We start from the raw sequence: 17,860 nt of genomic DNA on the forward strand, positions 1-17,860 counted from the left end.
ATTCATACATATAATTATTTTATAAAAAATTAATTGATGCTTGTAATTACTTATTGATAATGATAATAATTATCAATTCTGTTTAGGTAGATATCTTTAGATATTATGACTGATTTTTGCTCAAAAACAGCCAAAGGATTACTGGAATGATTTATATGTCCAAAGACTTCGAAGAATTGCTCAATACTCTGATCGATCAACAGATCAAGGCGGCGGGTCGTCAGACTGAATGGTTTGACATGAATGCCGACGCTCGTGCCGACTATATCAAGCAGGTAAATGAACGGTTGCAAGAAATGCAGCAGAGTACCCTGAGTGTATTGGCCGCACAGCATTTTCAGATGCAGGAAAATCCTGTTTCTATCGAGGATCATTTGCAGACACTAGAGAGAAGCCGGCAGGAGCTGGACAAACGACCTAACACGCCGGCGAGAGAGGCCTACAAGCTGCAACTGGAGCGCGATATCCGGATATACAGAACGCAGCAGTCAGCCATAACACACTTTGACAACGCTAGGAAAAAGGCCTTGAATATTCTCAGTGATGATCTCCCCTTGGATGCGGAGACTCTGAGGAAGAACGCAGCAGACAAGCAGGCTCAGTTAGATACCGAGATCACGTCTCAGGAAAAGTTTCTGAAACCGCTTCTGGAACAGCAACTCACTATACAGGAGAAGGTTGACCCCGAGTTAAACTCAAAAGACGTGAAGAGCATTTTAGAAAAGTTAAGCTCAAAATACGTGAAGCACTTTTCCAATCTGCAGGCCTACAAGTATGTCAAAACTCGCTACAACGACTTTCTCAAGGCAACCCCTACGGAAGAAGTTGAGGCCCTCAACAAGCTGACCAAAATACCCCAGACCTCCGATAATCTGCCGGTAAATGTTTCACTGTTAATGATGGAGGAACGTCCTGGATACATCCGCATGAGTGTCGCTCTGGTTGATACCAGCCCCGATGGACGCTTCAAGGACTTCTTCATGAGGGATGGCAGGCTGGTCGTGCCGGAGGGCAGGGTATTCAACTTTTCCTTTGGTACTCCAGCCCGCTCCCTGGCTTGGCAACAACAATACCGGCTCAAGTATGAGCCATCCTTGCGCTCCCCGACCTATGCACCAATTCGCTCAGTACTGGTCAAAATCAAATTCGTCGAGAAGTTTTTCGCTAACTATCTGGTTTCGGAAAACTCCGAGCGCGAAGGCCTCAAGGAGCATTTTCTGGATAACGATCGCAAAATATTATTGAGCAACGTTGACCGCAAGGTACCGAACCAAATAGGAATTAAGGTGTCCAGCAGATCCGATAAGTTTCCATTGGCTAGCACCTTGAGTGACTTAATCAACCAGAATGCTGATATCACCAGCTTCCGGACTACAAGCTTGGAGGATTTTCGCAATAACAGTTATGACCCGGATCGTGATGGGCTTTTCACTAATATCCATGAGCTGGAACGCTCGGTTGGTTTTGCCGATCGCCAGTACTTGCTAGAAATGCCACAGGGAGAAACCTACCTGTCCGCAACGCCCTTTTTGAAGATAAGCGTTGAAGGCGACAAGATCGACAGTAAGCACTTGACTCAGACGCAGACCGTCGAATTGTATCAATACAACGCCGCATTTTTCGAGAAGCTGGATCTATTGCGAGACAATGGTGTGGAAGCCAGCCATTTGTTTGAAGACAGCGGAGAACGCAACGTGTTCGAGCAGCAACTGGTGCGTTTGCTCGAACGCAACCACATCACCCCCGCAGCGGTGTTGGAGTCGAAGAACTTCAATGCCAAAACGCGCGATATCAAGGGTAATAACCTGAATAAGGTGTTGTGGGAAAAGGAATTTGCCACTTCGGTCTGGGAAAACATCGAAAATGACCCACTATTGTTCAAATTGGCGAATAAATTGAATACTCTCGTGTTCTCCTCCAAGATGGTGGACAAGATCCTAGAAAATAACTATGTGCAAAGTGACATCGCCCAATTTAAGGAGTTACTGGCACAGCAGTACGAACAATGGCGCATTCAGGCCATCGAAGAAGAAATCCAGCGGATCAACCAACAGCATCCAAACAACCCGAAAAAACAGGATTTTAATCATACCGAAGTTGAGCGTTCGGTGAACAAAAAGCTACTCGCCTTGTTGTTGGCTGGTCCCGAGAGCCTTGAGAGCAACGAGGTACAACAGGATCTGACAGCTGAAAAGTCGCGAGAGGCGCTGTTAAGCAATAAGGGCAGAAGCCTGCGCAAACAGGCCTTGTTCCATGTCTTACGCCCGGTAGCCGATAGCTATTCCAAGCGTGCAGTCCCGATAAATCCCCATGCTGAGCTGATGCCGGAAAACGGTGAAAACAAGGTCATAATCAATAATCGGCTGAATCAGCCAGACCCGTATCTGCTCCTCAATACTCGCCCTGAAGAGCGGGTATATCATGATGGTTCGTACCTAATCAAGGACGATAAGTACCGTAGCTACAACCAATTCCGACCTGACCCTGAAAATAAAGCCACGCGCTACATGAATGACCTGGACACCCCGTTTATAGGCGGAATTTCAGGAACTACCCAGACTGTCAGCAATGTCTTACCGGAATTGTTTGATGGTGCGTTGAGTGTAAAGGAATACTGGAACTTCCAGATGGCCAATGCCGCCTTCATGATCCATAACGGCTATCACTCGTTCTTTGAAACCTTCTACGTCGCTGCACGTTACGAACCGGAAGGGAAGGGCAGTATCGGCAAGGACATGTTACAGATGTTCGACAAGTACCGCGATATAGGCAAAGAAAAAACGTTACAGGATGAACTGTATGTCGGAGTGATAGATCTCATCAATAAGGGCTTACCAGAGTCTGAGAAGTTCCATTTACCACATTTTGTCCGCTATTTTGATCCGGAGAATAGTATATCGGAGAAGGTAAGAACAGTAACACCAGGTAAATCAGTTCCTATAAGGGATATGGTTAATCCACCACTGGAAAATAATCCAGACAATGAGCAGATTGATATCAGGCTGCTGGCGATGCTTAATCGTGCAGAAGATTTTCAGCAGGCCATGGAGCAGTTGTACAGCAAAAATGCACTGTCCGCAGAAGAATGGCTGCCAGTACTGGGCAGCCTCAGGGAGGATGAGTCCCGGCCCGGAAGTTATTCTTTATGGTTTACTAATAGGGTACGGTCTGAGCTTCCTCCCCGGATATTCGCGACGGATGACCAACGTATTATGGATTTTATTCATTCTTATGATAAAGAGCTCGAGACTGTCAGAAAAACGCACGAGTATACCAAAGGGAAACTAACCCAGCGCACAGGTATCCTCGAAGCAGATGCTGTTCATGGACTGAATACCGCCTTTATGGTTAAGACTCTGATCCCATGGTTTGCCGATAGAAATCGCACCACCGTGTCCAGTGATAAGGTGCCTAATACGTTAGAGACCGCACTACAGGTGCACACTTATGTTAACTTGGCGCAGATGGCTCATGGTGCGCTGGAGGACGGCGCTAAACTCGCCAGTTTGTACAGAGCGGTGGCCAGTGAAGGCCGGGGAGTGACCAGCAGCCTGTTTTCATCGCTGTCCCATGTCAGCACGGGTGTCGGAGTGGGGTTAAATATCGCCAGTGTGATACTGGACAGCCTAGAACTGGCGCATGCACAGAATGAATCCCATAAGGCTGTTTATGGTACTCAGCTGGCGTTTGACAGTGCTGGCCTGGTGACAACTGGTGTGGGTATTGGCGCTGGGATCTTAGGTGCCCCGATTGTTGCTGGTTTTGCCTCTTCGTTGGCAGTGCCACTGGCTGGTTTGGGTATTGGTTTTACGGCTCTGGCCGAAGCGTTCGGCAGGGTAGCCACTGATGCACGGGCGGTAGGCAATTATTTTGCCGATCTGGAAGCAGCTTATCAGCAGGGTGGATACCGGCAGGCGGAAAAAGTGGCACAAGATGGCAGTCGTTATACGGTGATGGAACCAATCCCCGGCGCAGTAATCCGTCAGCTCGATTTGCGCCATGGTAATCTGACTTTTGACAGCCAGTATCTCTATCGCAACGACCCAACTTATTCATGGGGTTCAGGCCGGAGTAATTACTTTGGCTGGTGGCCCGGCAGGCCAGCTAATACTGATAAAAAACAGGCAATTAATATCCGTGAAGGCATCGGCTACAAACAGGCGCAGATCGACTTCCATTTCTCTCCCAGAAGCCGAGACATATTGATCTTGCCCGTTACCATGAAGTCCTACATTAATTACGAATATATGACCCTGCCCTTCGTCACTGCTCGCAACGACCGGGGATTTGACGTTCTGCGACGACTGGAAAAAGACGGACGATTCGACTTTGATTTTTATGCTTTTCCCTCAGAACGCGTGGTACGCCGTATAAAGCCAGAATTTGTTGAAACACCGGTTGACATTATTCTGGACGATGAAGACCGGGATATTGTCATCCAGCAGTTACCGAAAGATATTCACGGGATCTTGTCCTACTGGTTGACTGGCGGAAAGGGCAAATACCGTATCAGCTTGCAGGAGGGTGTCTCTCTGTCCTTACAGGGGAATGACACCGCTACCCATTGGGTACTGGATGCCCGTCATATCCATTCTGATGATAACCCCAGTTTCAACAAAGAAGATAACAGACAACTGCATATTGGTAATATAAAGATAACCCTGCCTGAAACGTCGGTTAATATTTCCCTGATAAATAATGCAGGGGTATTTTCTGTCAAGCAGGACGAAAAGAATCAGCAGTGGCAGATAAAAGAGATTGAAACGAATGCTGAGCGATTTAACAGCCTTCAGGCTTTGCATGATCATCTCAGGCAGTTAAGCAATTCTGATCATCACAACAGGCCATATGTAGTGGTGGAAAACTACCGACACTCACCACAGGAAAGCCGTCCTGTCGGCCGTGCATTCTATGAAACCGGTCGTGATCGTATGATTTACACTAACGTCCCTGACGCAGCAGATTTTCTCAACAATGTAGAGCTGGCGAGCGTTAAGGATGATAAGGCGTGGTTTTACCGGGATACCACGCTCTGGCAAGTGGATATTGTTAGTGGCGAAGTTCTGCGGCAGTATCTGCCTATAATGTTTCCGGAAAGTGATCAGGGGAAAATCAGCAGTCACGTGATGCAAGGCAATGACCAGCTTTGGTTTGTAGTGGAACAGCAGCTGGATGAAAACCTTATCTCGTATACTTATCAGGTGGAAGAGGAAGCACTGAAACTAGTGGCAGTTGACGGGAATACGACCATGCTGGCGACTCTGGATGAAGTCAGTAAAAAAATCTCGTTGCCTGTTCTTCTCGGTTCCAATGACGGTGAGTTTAATGGTCTGCTGGCACCACAGGCAGCGACGCAGAGGTTAACCGTCAAGCTCTGCGCGCCGGAGCGTCAGGTAAAAAGCAGCCCGGCGGAGATGATCAGCCTTTCTGGGAAAGTCGCGGGTGTGGACAGACATTACTGGTTACAGACTGATGGAAAACAGCTGCAAAATGTGGTCAGAATGAATCGGATAAATCCGGATCAGGAGGATGCCGACATCTTGGCTGAGCTGAAAAAGAAAAATCCGGACTTGCTGACCCTAACGGAGGATTTCACCCGCGTTTTCACCACGGCCGGTGATAAACCGGGTTATTATTTTTACAGCCATCAGAGACATAGTCTTTATTTTCAGCAGGATAATGGCCTATCCAACACCCCGGCCAGCAAAGTGTCAGTTGATGATATCAGATCCGTATCCATCGTGAACAAGCAGTTGGTTGCACTCTCCAGCAGTGGGAAGTTGTGGCTGGCAGACGATCAGGGCAGTATCCGTCTGATCGGGGTGACGGTAGACTGGCTGCTGCAACCTCACCAGCAGGGTCTGATGGCCGCACTGAGACAGCTGGCACGGGATACTCCAGATAAGTTCAGTACCCTGCTGCTACTGGGGTTGCAGGACAGAGACGGAAAACCCGTCAGTGCCTGGTATGACAGTAAGGCAGATTTGGTGGTGCAGGGCAGAGTTGGGCTCAATACAGAACACACTCTGGTCTATCTTGGTTTAGCGGAAGCGGAAGATGGCAGGCAGGCATGGATTTTTGACACTGACAACCATCAGTTATATCGCCAGCCTCTGTCGACGGAGACTGACCTTAAATTGAGTGAAAAGCGGGTGCTTTCTGGGGAACCTGCCGCGGCGAAACCCTGGCTCCGGGCCAGCCATCAATACTCTAGTGTGGTTCGTCAGGGCAATACACTCCGGTTGGAAACCCCGGATGGAGCGGTCTTACTGCTGTCAGCTGATGCCAAGATGACAGACCGTCCGGTGCTGATTGCCTGGCATGTGCAGGATCGCTCGGACAGTCAAATTGCCTCTGCCATTGAGGCACTCAGCAATGAGGCTGAATTATCGCAAGCCGTTAGACTGTTTTCTGAGCATGGTTATCCTGCGTGGTATCTGCCGAAAGAAAAGAAAACGCTTCGTTCCGCCGGTATACTTAACTCGGATCATGTTCTGCATTATCTGGGGCAGGTCGCCGGGCAGGAGGCCAGTTATGTCCATGACCAGACTACCGGAGATTTGTGGCAAATCAGTGAAGGAGAATCCGGCTCCTCCCGAGTAGTGGGGAATTACCGTTTTGTTAACCGAACACCGGAGAGGCTGGTATTGCAGGTAGGGCAAGTTCCTCCGGGAACAAAAATCCACCTGCCGCAGCTAGCGGACATCGATAGGCTGGCTATTACCGGACGTTCAGAAAAATCGTATTACTGGTTTTCTAACCCCGAAGTGTTGGCTCATTACCAACATATTACGATAGATGATCGGGGTCAGGATTCAATCATCCGGTTTTCTGATACCGGCATAGCCAACCTGTCACGACAGCGCAGTGACCAAGATCTCGTGCTGCTTCATCAGGCAGCAGAAGACACCAGTATATGTATTGTCAATATTGAACAGGCAGCGCAGCGCGATATGAGGTTTGAAATCACGCTGAAGAGAATGAAGATAATTTACTTACTAAAAAGAATGTCCAAATTGATGGAGTTAAACCCTGATGTCAGCTGTTTCGCGCTGGTATCAGAGGAAGGTGAACTCAGGATAAAACCAGCTGAGGGTACAGAGACGTTAGAGTCGTTTTCATCTATTCTGACGAATTCAGTATTGTAACGCCTTACCGTAGTTATGATAGAACTGGAGTTGGTGAAAAAGTCTCCAGAGCGCAGTGTTTAGCAACTGGGCAAATCTGTATCTGCCCAATGCCGTCGCTAATATTGCATCTCCACCAGCAAATTCATACATTGCTGGTGGAGTGTAAAGGCAGGTAACGCATCACGTACATAAGCAATGTCGAAATCTTTACCATTACTGATCCAAGTTAAGAACAGATTGTCATAATCGATGAAGTGACCTAATTCGTTTTGAATGTATTTGAGGGTGTCGCTATCGCCCTCATTCAAATCTTTGAGCGATTGCTCATCAAATTCGTTTTGGATTAAGAACTGAATTTGCTTATCAGAAAAAAAGTTATGAAAAATGAAGCCTAAGATATAATTTTTGTAGTCGTTTGCTTCGATTTTAGAACGCATTTGGTTAGTCGTTGGGGGGAGAGAGCCATGACTCCGCCGCCAAGATATCACTGAATTTGTCAGCCATAAATCTGGCGGGTGACAAAGTCATCCGGTCGGAGATGTACCGCCGTCGTCAGGAATGGGAAATCCAACGTGACAGTGCACAGAGAGAAATCAACCAGATTGCTGCACGGCTTGCGGGCATGAGCATCCGTCGGCAGGCGGCCGTGATGCAGGTCAACTCGTTGCAAACTCAGCACCAGCATACCTGCGAACAGCTGGAATTGTTACAGCGTAAATTCACCAATCGGGAATTGTATAACTGGATGCGTGGTAAGCTGAACGCTATCTACTATCAGTTCTTCTATATTACCCAATCATTCTGTCTGATGGCTCAGGAATCCTTGCGTCACGAACTGAGTGATAGCGGGCTGACCTTTATCCGCGGCAGTGACTGGAATAGCAATACCTCCAGTTTAATGTCTGGAGAGATGCTGATGCTGAATCTGGCTGAAATGGAGAAAGCTTGGACTGAGCGTGATTAACGCTCGCTGGAGATGACCTGCACGGTGTCATTGGCACAGTTTTATGCTGCACTCAATGCGGATAACTTCTCTTTCACTGATGCAGTGAAAAATAATGTTCAGGCTAGCGGGAATAAGACATTTGGCCCGACAGGTAATGAGGTGAAACGAAATGGCTCCGCTCTGACGGCTTCGGTCAAATTGTCTGACTTGAATATTAAAAATGATTATCCGAATGATGTTCTGACAAACAGAAAGAACTGGTATATAAAACAAATCAGCGTAACTCTGTCCGCACAGGTGGGTGGGGCCGTATGAAGATGTACGTGCTATCCTTAACTATGATGGCAGCCTGCAGATGCCAAAGGGCTACAGTACCATTTCCCATGTCATGAACGATAGCAACCAATGTGTGCTGGACTTCAATGATGCCCGTTATCTTCCATTCGAGGTTACCGGAACACCGACCGGATTTCAGGTGCTGGATGACATGACCTGTGGCTTACAGCCGGGCGACCTTATCCTGCTGGCTGCCCGCCCCTCAATGGGCAAAACCGCACTGGGTCTGGCCTGTTGCCTCGGTGCCCTGCGGCAGCGGGATGATGCGGTGGTCCAGATTTTCAGTCTGGAAATGCCGACAGCTCAACTGATGCTCCGTCTGTCGGCGATGGAAGGCGGCGTGGCGTTAACAGCATTGCGCAGTGGCCTGCTGGATGATGAACAGTGGGGGCGCATCAGCCAGAGTCTGGAGCAGTTTTCTCGCTGGGATCAGCGGCTGATTATTGATGATTGCAGCCTCCAGACTCCCGCTTTATTACGCGCCCGTGCCCGCCGTTATACCCGCAAATACGGTCAACCGGCCCTGATTATGGTGGATTACCTCCAGCTGATGTGCGCACCCGGACAGGAAAACCGCACACAGGAAATTGCCGACATCTCCCGCAGCCTGAAAGCGTTAGGCAAAGAACTGGATTGCCCGGTACTGGCGCTGTCCCAGCTTAACCGACAAGTCGAAAACCGTTCCGATAAACGCCCTAACAATGGGGACCTGCGTGATTCCGGTTCACTGGAGCAGGATGCGGATTTGATCCTGCACCTTTACCGCGATGAGGTTTATCACGAGAACACGCCGGATATCGGTATTGCCGAAATTATTATCGGTAAGCAGCGACAGGGACCGACAGGCACGGTACGTGTGCGGTTTGAGGCGCAATATACCCGTTTTTCGGATTTCGCTGGCAGCGGGAGGTAACCGATGGGACGCAATACACTGAATTTAGGTCATGCCTTGTTGCAGCAGGGGCGGCAGGCCGTCGCCACACTCAATGACAGCCCGCCGATGGCGGAAATGCCGATGGTCCTGACACTGGATCAGCTACGCCCCAATCCGGACAACCCCCGGACCAGCCGCAACCCGCGCTATGACGATATCAAAGCCTCGATCAAAGCCCGTGGACTGGATACGGTGCCGAAAGTCACCCGCGATCCGGAGGGCGATGAGGTTTATATCTTCAGTGATGGCGGGAATACGCGCTATCAAATACTGTCCGAGTTGTGGCAGGAAACCGGGGATGAGCGCTTCTATCGGGTGCATTGTTTGTTTAAGCCGTGGCCGGGACGGTTGCAGTGTGTCATCGGGCATCTGGCGGAAAATGAACTGCGGGGCGATCTCAGTTTTATTGAAAAAGCGTTAGGTGTCTGCAAGGCCCGGACCCTGTATGAGGCGCAGAAACAGCAGAAAATCACCCAAAATGAGTTGTCTGTGCTGCTGGGTGAAGCAGGTTTTCCTGTCAGTCGCAGTTATATCAGCCGGATGGAAGATACGGTGCAGTACCTGTACCCGTGGATGCCGAACCTGCTGAATGCGGGACTGAGCATCGGGCAAGTCCGGGTCTTGCTGGCCTTACGGCAGGATGCCGATGCCGTCTGGCAACAGTATGCCACCACGATAAACCCGGAACCGGTTTCGACCTTCGGTGAAATCTTTGGAACCTGTTGCCGTAAGTTTGATGCCCCGGAGATCTGGTCGCCGGCGATGTTCCGCGATGAACTGATTGGCGATTTATTGCAGGCCCTGCCACATCCGCAACTCAATTATGACCGCTGGATACTGGAGCTGGATCCGAAAGAAAGCAACCGCCGGCAGCTCTTTGGCGGACAGGCCACTGCATCTGACGTCGTGTCGGTGCCGGAAGCCACTGAGCCGGATAATGTCAGCCGGATTCGGGTGCAAAATCCGGGATCGAACCCGCGAATAATTGCTCAACCTGACACTGAGACAACACACGCCCCGGCCCCCTCTCCCCGAAAAAATAACCCGGTGCTCCCGCCTTATCAGTCGGAGAGTGAGGAGAACCCATCTGAACCTACCCTGCCAGCGCCTGAGGTTGAATGTCTGTCTTTTGCCCAGACAGGTCTGGAGCCGGTCAGTTCTGTCTGGGACATTTCCCCGATGCAGGATGATATCGAGCATCTGCAAAGCATGGCATTCCGGCTGGCCTTTGAACTGGCGGAAGTGATGGGCTGTGACAGCGACCTGCTGCCCGTGTCGGATGAAGGGTCGGCAGGCTTTTGTCTGGTGAATGCGCAGGAAGCACGGGCTTTTTCACGTTTATTACTGTCGCTGATCGGCGAAGAGGTGGCTGCGCCCACGGAATTGACGCTGACAGCCGTTCTGCTCGGCACTGCGGGACGGGGGGACGTGCCGTTATTGGATGATGTCCAGACGGTGAAATTCCTGCGTCTTATCCGGGTACTCCGGCGTTTGCGTGAACTTCAACGCCAGATAACGCGGGAGAATATAACGATGTCGTGATACCCGTACAAGATGCCTGCTTTCCGTGTGTTGTTCATTCATTGTGTTTTGACTGGCCTGATAGTGGAGGAAGTAGATGAATCATTTATCGCAAGCAACCAACAGCCTGCTGATGCAGTTGGTGATGGATTTGAAGAACGGCTATATCCGCCGTTGTGAGGCACTGGGGCTGGCACCCGCTGAAATGCTGATGTTGCAGCACCTGACGATTGAGGATTTGCATTATCTGGGCAACAGCCCGGTATCGGTGCTGAGCGTTCATATTCATCACGCCAATCTGGCCCGCATCTTACATCAGGCGCGGATTGAACAGCAGCGGATGCAACGTATTGACCGGGCACTGGAATTAGGCGGCTCGATTGAACTGATGCACTATTTTTTCGGTCTGTCGAGTCTGGAAATTGCAGCCCGACGTCGTATTGCCGGCATGACCGTGCGGCCGGGGCGGGGCTCGCCCCTGACGGAAGACGAAAACCGTGACCTGTGGCAGCGCTGGCAATCGGCAAAGATTGCTGATGCGGACAGCGCCGAAGGGCTGGATATGATGCTGGAGATGGCCGCGGATCACCAGATTTCGCTGACGGCCGTCTGGCACGCGGTGAAGGAGTGGCAGCAGGGCGATGCATCGGAACCGGTCAAAAAACAGGCCTGAAAGCCCTCCGTTAACCCTCAACAGAACAGGAAACGATGTCAGCAAAATTAACCGAAATCATGCCCGGCCTGAATGTGCCACTGACGACGCCCTTGTCACTGCGTAGCAAGGCGCAATATCAGGTGAGCAGCTACCAGCGGGGCGAGCGCAATTACGTCCGGTTGAAAGAAAAAGGGACCGGGTATCTGAAAATCAATGTGGGGTTGTTCTGGCGGTTGTTAAGCCGTGATAACGGGCAATCGTGGGAGCTGATGCTCCATGAACGTTATAACAATGAAATTCGTAAATAGTCCGTATTGAAGTCGTGTCATGCTGCATCCTGTTCAACGTCACAGGGTGCAGCCCTGACATTATTTTTACCGACTCAATTTAAAAGCCAAGGCCGGAGATCAAGGATCATGATAAACCTGTCAGCAGACAGCATAATTGCACACACGGTTGCTAAGATGAAAATGCGTCTGGAACACCGCGCAGACGATGACGTTTCACAACTTCGCAGTGGTCTGCTGTTTATGGGGAATATTCAGGATGCCTATCCCCGCCGCCTGCTACTGGATGATCGCCTGTCGCCGCTGGATAAAACGGGCTGGATGATGATCCGGCTGTATGCGTTGAATAATGAAGGTGCCGTATTTCCCAGCTATGACGAATTGCAGGTCCTGTTGGCGTCCCCCTATAAAGGCAAGGCCTCACGTGAAACCGTCAGTCGGGTGTTACTGATGCTGCGAATAACCGGCTGGCTGAGTTTATGCAAGCGTATCCGGGATGAGCACGGGCGGGTACGGGGCAATATCTATGCGCAACACGATGAGCCGCTGACCTGCCGTGATGCTGAAATACTCGATCCTCACTGGCTGGATACGGTGGCGGAAGCCTGTCGCAGCAAAAACCGCACTATCAGCCAGACGGCTCTGGACGTGCTGACTGACATCAAAGAAGACCCGTTGATGCGCCATCGCCACAGTCATATTCGCTTGCTGGAAGAAAGACTGAATGCGGTGCAAACACCGCAGCAAAGGGTGATTCGCCAGTCTCTTCAACAAGGAAAACAGCAAACCGAACTCAGGGAAATCAGGCCGGGTTCGGAAACCGGACTAAGTCAGAAAGAGACACAGGCTGAACTGAATTCGGATACCGAACTCAGCCTGAAATCAAGGTCTTATAGTGGTTCAGCTAAACCGAACTGTTATGTACGTTCTTTCACACAGAGTGTGAATAAAAAAACATACGTAGAGCCCCAATCCATGGTTTTTCTGCCAGAAGGACTATGCCGACAACTGGAGCCGGACGATGCGACGATGCTGACCAGCCAGTTGCAGGCATTGCCCGCTGAACAGGCACAGACTGTACTGAATTGTCTGGACAAAGCACTACGGGCAGGGAAAATCGGCAATCCGGTCGGTTGGCTGCTGACGATGATGAAACGGGCACGGGACGGGAAACTGTATGCGCAGACTGAAATAGCACTCCCCGGACCAGTGGCTGCAAAAGAGTGTGTTGAGCTGCCTCAAAAAACAGATCGCCCTGCTTCGCCTTCTTCACCCGCTTACGTCAGCAATATGGTGAAAGACATTCGCCAACGACTGACACGGGTAAAATACCCGAGTGATCACGTTGATTAAAAATCATACTTTGTTGTCCGAGGCAAAAAAGATTAAAAATCATACTTTGTTGCCCGGGGCAAAAAAGATTAAAAATCGTACTTTGTTGTCCGGGGCAAAAAAGATTAAAAAAACATTTTTTCTTCGCTCCATGCAATGCTGCATTTTTCTCTTTTCTTATAACTGGTTATTCATTGAGTTACCGCCTGTTTAGCCTTGATAGTTTGACTGACTTATCAAGGCCAAACAGGAGTTTTTGTGCATGTCTGATGCAGAAGAAAAAAACGCATCTCAACCGCGTTTACGCGCCGGTGTCTTAACATCCTCGTTAACGATTGAACTGCATACCCACTATGCCATCCGGCTGTGGGCGGGGCGCCGACGGGAAGAAATCAGCAGTACACATCAGGTGACGGCGATCCTGGGGATGCCGCAGGTGATTAAGCGCGCGGGCACAATCAATGTGGATGCCGCTGCCGATAATCCGTATGCCGATACCTGGCTGGTGAAGCTGGAGCAGAAGCTGGAAGCCGCGTCCGCCAGTCTCCAACAGAGTCTGGTTATTTTGCAGGATACCCTGAATGCGGTGCCAAAGCAGATTACCCTATCCGCCGTTTTCTCTATCGAACCCCTGAATATCGGGGTCTACAGTCATTCCCCGTTAGGTTACCGCTGTGTCTGGCTACTGGTTGGTTATGACCAGCTGGCGATGAAAACGTTTCAGGCTTTTCATTACGGGCTGATTTCACGGGCCGAGCGGGATGCCTTTCTGCACAACGGTAGTCGAGCCATCCGCCAGATTTACGGCCTGGTGCGCTCTTACCGTTCACTTACCGTCACCCGGCAGGATATTGCCCAGAAAACCCCCGCAGGGCTGGCTGCCATTAAACTGTTGGGTGAACTGCATCCCGATATTCTGTCGGGCAAGCAGCGTTCCGCGTTCGCCTCCCCGTTACGTTCCACAGAGCACGATTAACGGAGGGGAAAAGATGCAGCTTTATTTATGTGAAAAGCCTTCTCAGGCCAGAGACATTGCCAACGTTCTGGGGGTGAAACAGCGTGGGCAGGGATTTCTCTTCAGTACCCGTATCATTGTCACCTGGGCCATCGGACATTTGCTGGAGGTGGCGGCCCCCGAACAGTATGGTGAACAATTCGGCCCGCCGTGGCGGCTGGAGGTGCTACCGGTACTGCCCGCTCAATGGCAATGGACGGTAAAAAAAGAGGCCGCTGACCAATTTGCCGTGATCCAGCAGTTATTGAAACAGGTTGATGAGGTCATTATTGCCACCGATGCCGACCGTGAAGGGGAAGTGATTGCTCGCGAGTTGCTGGAATATTGTCGTTTCACCGGTGCGGTCAGGCGGTTGTGGTTGTCGGCACTGGATGAAACCAGCATCCGGCAGGCTCTGGCGGCCGTTTTACCGGGAGAACAGACGGAAGCACTCTATCAGGCCGGGCTGGGGCGGGCGAGAGCCGACTGGCTGACGGGTATCAATCTGACCCGTTTGTATACCCTGAAAGCGCAGGCCCTGGGTTTCGGCGAGGTCTTATCCATTGGCCGGGTACAGACACCGACACTGGCACTGGTGGTGAGCCGGGATAAGGACATTGCGAATTTTGTGCCGGAACCCTACTGGCAGGTGATGGCTAATCTGGAAAAAGACACTGTCCGCTTTCAGGCTAAATGGTTGCCCGCCACGGAGGAGGGCGATGAAGAAAACCGCTGTACCCGGGAGGCCGTGGCACAGGCTGTGCAACAATGTTGCCAGCAGGCCACACAGGCTACCGTGATGACTGTCAGTAAAAAACGGGAGAAAACCCCGCCGCCGCTCTGTTTTGATTTGGGCACGTTGCAGCAGACGGCATCCCGTCTCTGGGGGATGGGCGCGAGTCAGGTGCTGACGATTGCCCAGTCTCTGTATGAAACTCATAAAGCCACCACCTACCCCCGCACGGATTGCGGGTATCTGCCTGTGTCCATGCAGGCGGATATTCCGGTGGTATTAACGGCACTGACGCGAACCGACCCGGCCATGACTGACATTATCAGTCGGCTGGACGAACAACAGGTTTCCCGGGTCTGGAATGACAAAAAAATCACGGCCCACCATGCCATTATCCCCACACGTCACGCTTTTGACCTCACCCGGTTAACAACCGATGAGTTACAGGTTTATCAGCTTATTCGTCAGCATTATCTGGCCCAGTTTCTGCCCGTGCAGGAAACGGATATGACGGAAGTGACGCTGGATATCGGCGGGCAACGCTTCCGGGCGAAAGGGTGGGTGAATGTGGTAACAGGCTGGAAAACGTTGTTGACCGATGAAGCCGGAGAGCAGACAGAACAGGAGACAGATTTGCCCTTACCGGTGCTGCATCAGGGCGATTGTTGCCAGATTGTTGGAGCTAACATCCGGTCACTGCAGACCAAACCGCCGGCCCCGTTTACCGAAGGTACGTTGATTGCTGCGATGAAAAATGCCGCCAGTCTGGTCAGTGATCCGCAATTAAAGCAGGTCTTGCGTGAGAATGCCGGACTGGGCACGGAGGCGACCCGTGCCGGTATTCTGGACACCTTGTTTAAACGCCGGCTGATTGAGCGGAAAAAGAAAGCCATTCACGCAACCCCGCTGGCACGGGAACTGATTGCCGGGTTGCCGGAAGTGCTGACCAGTCCGGGCATGACGGCGTTATGGGAGCAGTCGCTGGAGGATATTGCGCAGGGCAAAACATCGCTGGTTGTTTTTATGCAGAAACAGGCGCAGTGGCTGTTGCATCTGGTGGAACGGGGTAAAGCCCAGCCCTTTCATCTGACATTACCAAAAACCCCGGACTGCCCGAACTGTGGTGGTCGGATGCGACAGCGGCAGGGGAAAACCTCCCCATTCTGGGGCTGTGTGAACTATCCGGTCTGCAAGGGGATGCTGAATGACAAAGCGGTTACCCAGTCGCGCAAGGCCCGGCGGGCAAATCAAAAAGTCTGACGATCTGGTTGTTGATTGACGTGCTGACAGGATGCTTTAAGAATCATCCTGTTTCTTAAATGATCGGTGAGCCTGCAACGATCGCCTTCGGGTGGCTGGAAAACTCCCGTAGCCTGAGAGGGAGTGCCTCAACGCGGTACATCTGCCCCCCTTTGAAAGCAGATATTGCCGGTCCAATGGCAATGAAGGTTCATTATTCTTTATCAGCACGTCAGCAACGTAACTGTCTGACACCCAGCGGGAAAATCTTTCCCGTCAGGGAGGGGATTTTCTCCGTCATTACTTATTGTTACCTCCATGGAGAACATCGTATGTCTGAGAACACCACAGCGTTAACCAAAAATGACTATTTCAACCTGAATATCAAAGGATTGGGTTATCTGAATAATATCCGCCATGTCAGCACCGCCAGCGGCACCTTCCTGAGTTGCGTGATCAATGCATTAAATGGCCCGGGTGATAACCCGGTCTATGTGCGTTTTGATATTACTGTGGTGGGCAAGGAAGCGACCAGTCTGATCGGTCGTTGCCAGAAATCGGTGGATGAGGATAAAAAAGTGCTACTGGGATTTACGTTAAGCAACCCCTCCACTGACATTTTTACCCTGAAACGCGGTGACCATGCCGGTGAACAGCGCGTCAGCCTGAAAGCCCGTCTGATTAAAGTGGACTGGATCAAAATCGGTCAGGAGAAAGTCTATCAGGCCGAACAATCCGATTCGACACCGCCACAGAACGGTGTTACGCAAACCGAATATGCAGAAAACTCATTCTGATATTCCTTTTACCCCACTGACTTGCCCTGATGTTTCAGGGCAGTCTCTTAATTATCAAAGACAACAGGATACCGCCATGAATGTAACACCGATTGGTGTTCTGGCACTGCAATATTGCCATAAACAGTTACCGCTAACTGTACTGCGAAGCCGGGCAGGATTTTATATCGGCACTATGGAAGCAGGCGTTCCGTGCTCCCGTGAATCAACCGAATATTTTGCCAGCCGTGAGCAGGCAGAACTGGCGCTGCAACAAGGGCGCTGGACACAACGTCAGTCAGCATAACAGGGAGAAAATCAGCATGTCTTCGCGCGGGTTCAATAAGGTTATTTTAGTGGGCAATTTGGGGAAGGATCCGGAAATCCGTTACCTGCCAACGGGTGGTACGGTCGCAACGCTGTCACTGGCGACGTCAGACAGTTGGCGGGATAAACAAACCGGTGAGACTCGGGAAAAAACCGAATGGCACCGGGTAGTGATCTTCGGAAAATTAGCTGAAATTGCGGCGGAGTATCTGCAAAAAGGCGCTCAGGTCTACATTGAAGGCCAGTTACAAACACGTAAGTGGCAGGACCAACAAGGGCAGGATCGCTATTCAACGGAAGTGGTAGTCAATGTGAATGGCACGATGCAGATGTTGGACAATCGTGGCGATGCAAAGCCAGTGGCTAAGCAGCAGATTGCACCAAAACCCGTCCAGAAGACCCAATCCTCTCAGGGCATTAAAAAGGAAAGCGCACCTACACAGATGGCGCAGCGCTCAGCGTTGCCGGAAGACAAGGAAGAAGTGGAATGGGATGAGATCCCGTTCTGAGTGGTCTTTATCATTAACGGATTGCCCTGTTAAATAAGCTTTCATAATAACGATACACTCATTTTTTTCATTCCCGGTTGTTGCCCTAATGAAAATGCAATCATAAATTCTTCAACGCACGCTAAGAGTTGCCACATATAC

13 protein-coding genes and 1 pseudogene are annotated in these 17,860 nt (G+C 50.7%); 13 read left to right on the top strand and 1 reads right to left on the bottom strand.

What is annotated here, in order from left to right; genetic code table 11:
* Positions 1-155 precede the first annotated feature (155 nt).
* Positions 156-7,148, top strand: coding sequence for a TcdA/TcdB pore-forming domain-containing protein (locus tag AACX68_RS15885; RefSeq protein WP_228859753.1), 6,993 nt, complete (start codon positions 156-158; stop codon positions 7,146-7,148).
* Between the two features lie 98 nt (positions 7,149-7,246).
* Here the strand turns inward: AACX68_RS15885 and AACX68_RS15890 are convergent, their stop codons facing one another.
* Entirely contained in the window at positions 7,247-7,567 is a 321-nt protein-coding gene (locus tag AACX68_RS15890) for a hypothetical protein (RefSeq protein WP_228859754.1), read from the bottom strand.
* Positions 7,568-7,623: 56 nt separating this feature from the next.
* Between AACX68_RS15890 and AACX68_RS15895 the strand changes: the two genes are divergently transcribed.
* The 12 genes and pseudogenes from AACX68_RS15895 to ssb all read left to right on the top strand — a co-directional run bounded on the left by AACX68_RS15895 (position 7,624) and on the right by ssb (position 17,719).
* A complete protein-coding gene (locus AACX68_RS15895; RefSeq protein WP_228859755.1) occupies positions 7,624-8,094 on the top strand; it encodes a Tc toxin subunit A-related protein in 471 nt (156 codons plus the stop codon).
* Positions 8,095-8,118: 24 nt separating this feature from the next.
* Positions 8,119-8,391 carry a hypothetical protein gene (locus tag AACX68_RS15900; RefSeq protein ID WP_228859756.1) on the top strand — a complete coding sequence of 91 codons (273 nt, stop codon included), beginning with the start codon at positions 8,119-8,121 and terminating at the stop codon, positions 8,389-8,391.
* 133 nt (positions 8,392-8,524) lie between these two features.
* Positions 8,525-9,325 (top strand): annotated as a pseudogene (locus AACX68_RS15905) (DnaB-like helicase C-terminal domain-containing protein); the annotation flags it as partial.
* A 3-nt stretch (positions 9,326-9,328) separates the two neighbouring features.
* Positions 9,329-10,888 (top strand): ParB family protein, encoded by a 1,560-nt coding sequence (locus AACX68_RS15910; protein ID WP_228859757.1) that lies wholly within the window; start codon positions 9,329-9,331, stop codon positions 10,886-10,888.
* 76 nt (positions 10,889-10,964) lie between these two features.
* Positions 10,965-11,540, top strand: coding sequence for a DUF2857 domain-containing protein (locus AACX68_RS15915; RefSeq protein ID WP_228859758.1), 576 nt, complete (start codon positions 10,965-10,967; stop codon positions 11,538-11,540).
* Positions 11,541-11,575: 35 nt separating this feature from the next.
* Positions 11,576-11,830, top strand: a complete 255-nt coding sequence (locus AACX68_RS15920; protein ID WP_228859759.1) for a ParE family toxin-like protein — start codon at positions 11,576-11,578, stop codon at positions 11,828-11,830.
* Positions 11,831-11,938: 108 nt separating this feature from the next.
* Complete coding sequence (locus AACX68_RS15925) at positions 11,939-13,162, top strand: STY4528 family pathogenicity island replication protein (RefSeq protein ID WP_228859760.1); 1,224 nt, start codon at positions 11,939-11,941, stop codon at positions 13,160-13,162.
* Positions 13,163-13,403: 241 nt separating this feature from the next.
* Positions 13,404-14,117: a PFL_4669 family integrating conjugative element protein gene (locus AACX68_RS15930; protein ID WP_228859761.1), complete on the top strand. Its 714-nt coding sequence runs from the start codon at positions 13,404-13,406 to the stop codon at positions 14,115-14,117.
* A gap of 13 nt (positions 14,118-14,130) precedes the next feature.
* Entirely contained in the window at positions 14,131-16,128 is a 1,998-nt protein-coding gene (locus tag AACX68_RS15935; protein WP_228859762.1) for a DNA topoisomerase III, read from the top strand.
* Positions 16,129-16,439: 311 nt separating this feature from the next.
* Positions 16,440-16,904 (top strand): STY4534 family ICE replication protein, encoded by a 465-nt coding sequence (locus tag AACX68_RS15940; RefSeq protein WP_099123521.1) that lies wholly within the window; start codon positions 16,440-16,442, stop codon positions 16,902-16,904.
* Complete coding sequence (locus AACX68_RS15945) at positions 16,885-17,190, top strand: hypothetical protein (RefSeq protein ID WP_370630303.1); 306 nt, start codon at positions 16,885-16,887, stop codon at positions 17,188-17,190. Before AACX68_RS15940 ends, AACX68_RS15945 begins: the two co-directional genes overlap by 20 nt.
* Before the next feature lie 16 nt (positions 17,191-17,206).
* Positions 17,207-17,719, top strand: coding sequence for a single-stranded DNA-binding protein (gene ssb, locus AACX68_RS15950; protein ID WP_228859763.1), 513 nt, complete (start codon positions 17,207-17,209; stop codon positions 17,717-17,719).
* The last annotated feature ends 141 nt before the right edge of the window (positions 17,720-17,860 follow it).

Source organism: Xenorhabdus sp. PB61.4, from assembly GCF_963894935.1.
GTDB lineage: Bacteria > Pseudomonadota > Gammaproteobacteria > Enterobacterales > Enterobacteriaceae > Xenorhabdus > Xenorhabdus stockiae.

Coding starts and splice junctions, on each gene's coding strand:
- AACX68_RS15885 (WP_228859753.1), top strand. CDS start 156: ATGTCCAAAGACTTCGAAGAATTGCTCAATACTCTGATCGATCAACAG.
- AACX68_RS15890 (WP_228859754.1), bottom strand. CDS start 7,567: ATGCGTTCTAAAATCGAAGCAAACGACTACAAAAATTATATCTTAGGC.
- AACX68_RS15910 (WP_228859757.1), top strand. CDS start 9,329: ATGGGACGCAATACACTGAATTTAGGTCATGCCTTGTTGCAGCAGGGG.
- AACX68_RS15915 (WP_228859758.1), top strand. CDS start 10,965: ATGAATCATTTATCGCAAGCAACCAACAGCCTGCTGATGCAGTTGGTG.
- AACX68_RS15920 (WP_228859759.1), top strand. CDS start 11,576: ATGTCAGCAAAATTAACCGAAATCATGCCCGGCCTGAATGTGCCACTG.
- AACX68_RS15925 (WP_228859760.1), top strand. CDS start 11,939: ATGATAAACCTGTCAGCAGACAGCATAATTGCACACACGGTTGCTAAG.
- AACX68_RS15930 (WP_228859761.1), top strand. CDS start 13,404: ATGTCTGATGCAGAAGAAAAAAACGCATCTCAACCGCGTTTACGCGCC.
- AACX68_RS15935 (WP_228859762.1), top strand. CDS start 14,131: ATGCAGCTTTATTTATGTGAAAAGCCTTCTCAGGCCAGAGACATTGCC.
- AACX68_RS15940 (WP_099123521.1), top strand. CDS start 16,440: ATGTCTGAGAACACCACAGCGTTAACCAAAAATGACTATTTCAACCTG.
- AACX68_RS15945 (WP_370630303.1), top strand. CDS start 16,885: ATGCAGAAAACTCATTCTGATATTCCTTTTACCCCACTGACTTGCCCT.
- ssb (WP_228859763.1), top strand. CDS start 17,207: ATGTCTTCGCGCGGGTTCAATAAGGTTATTTTAGTGGGCAATTTGGGG.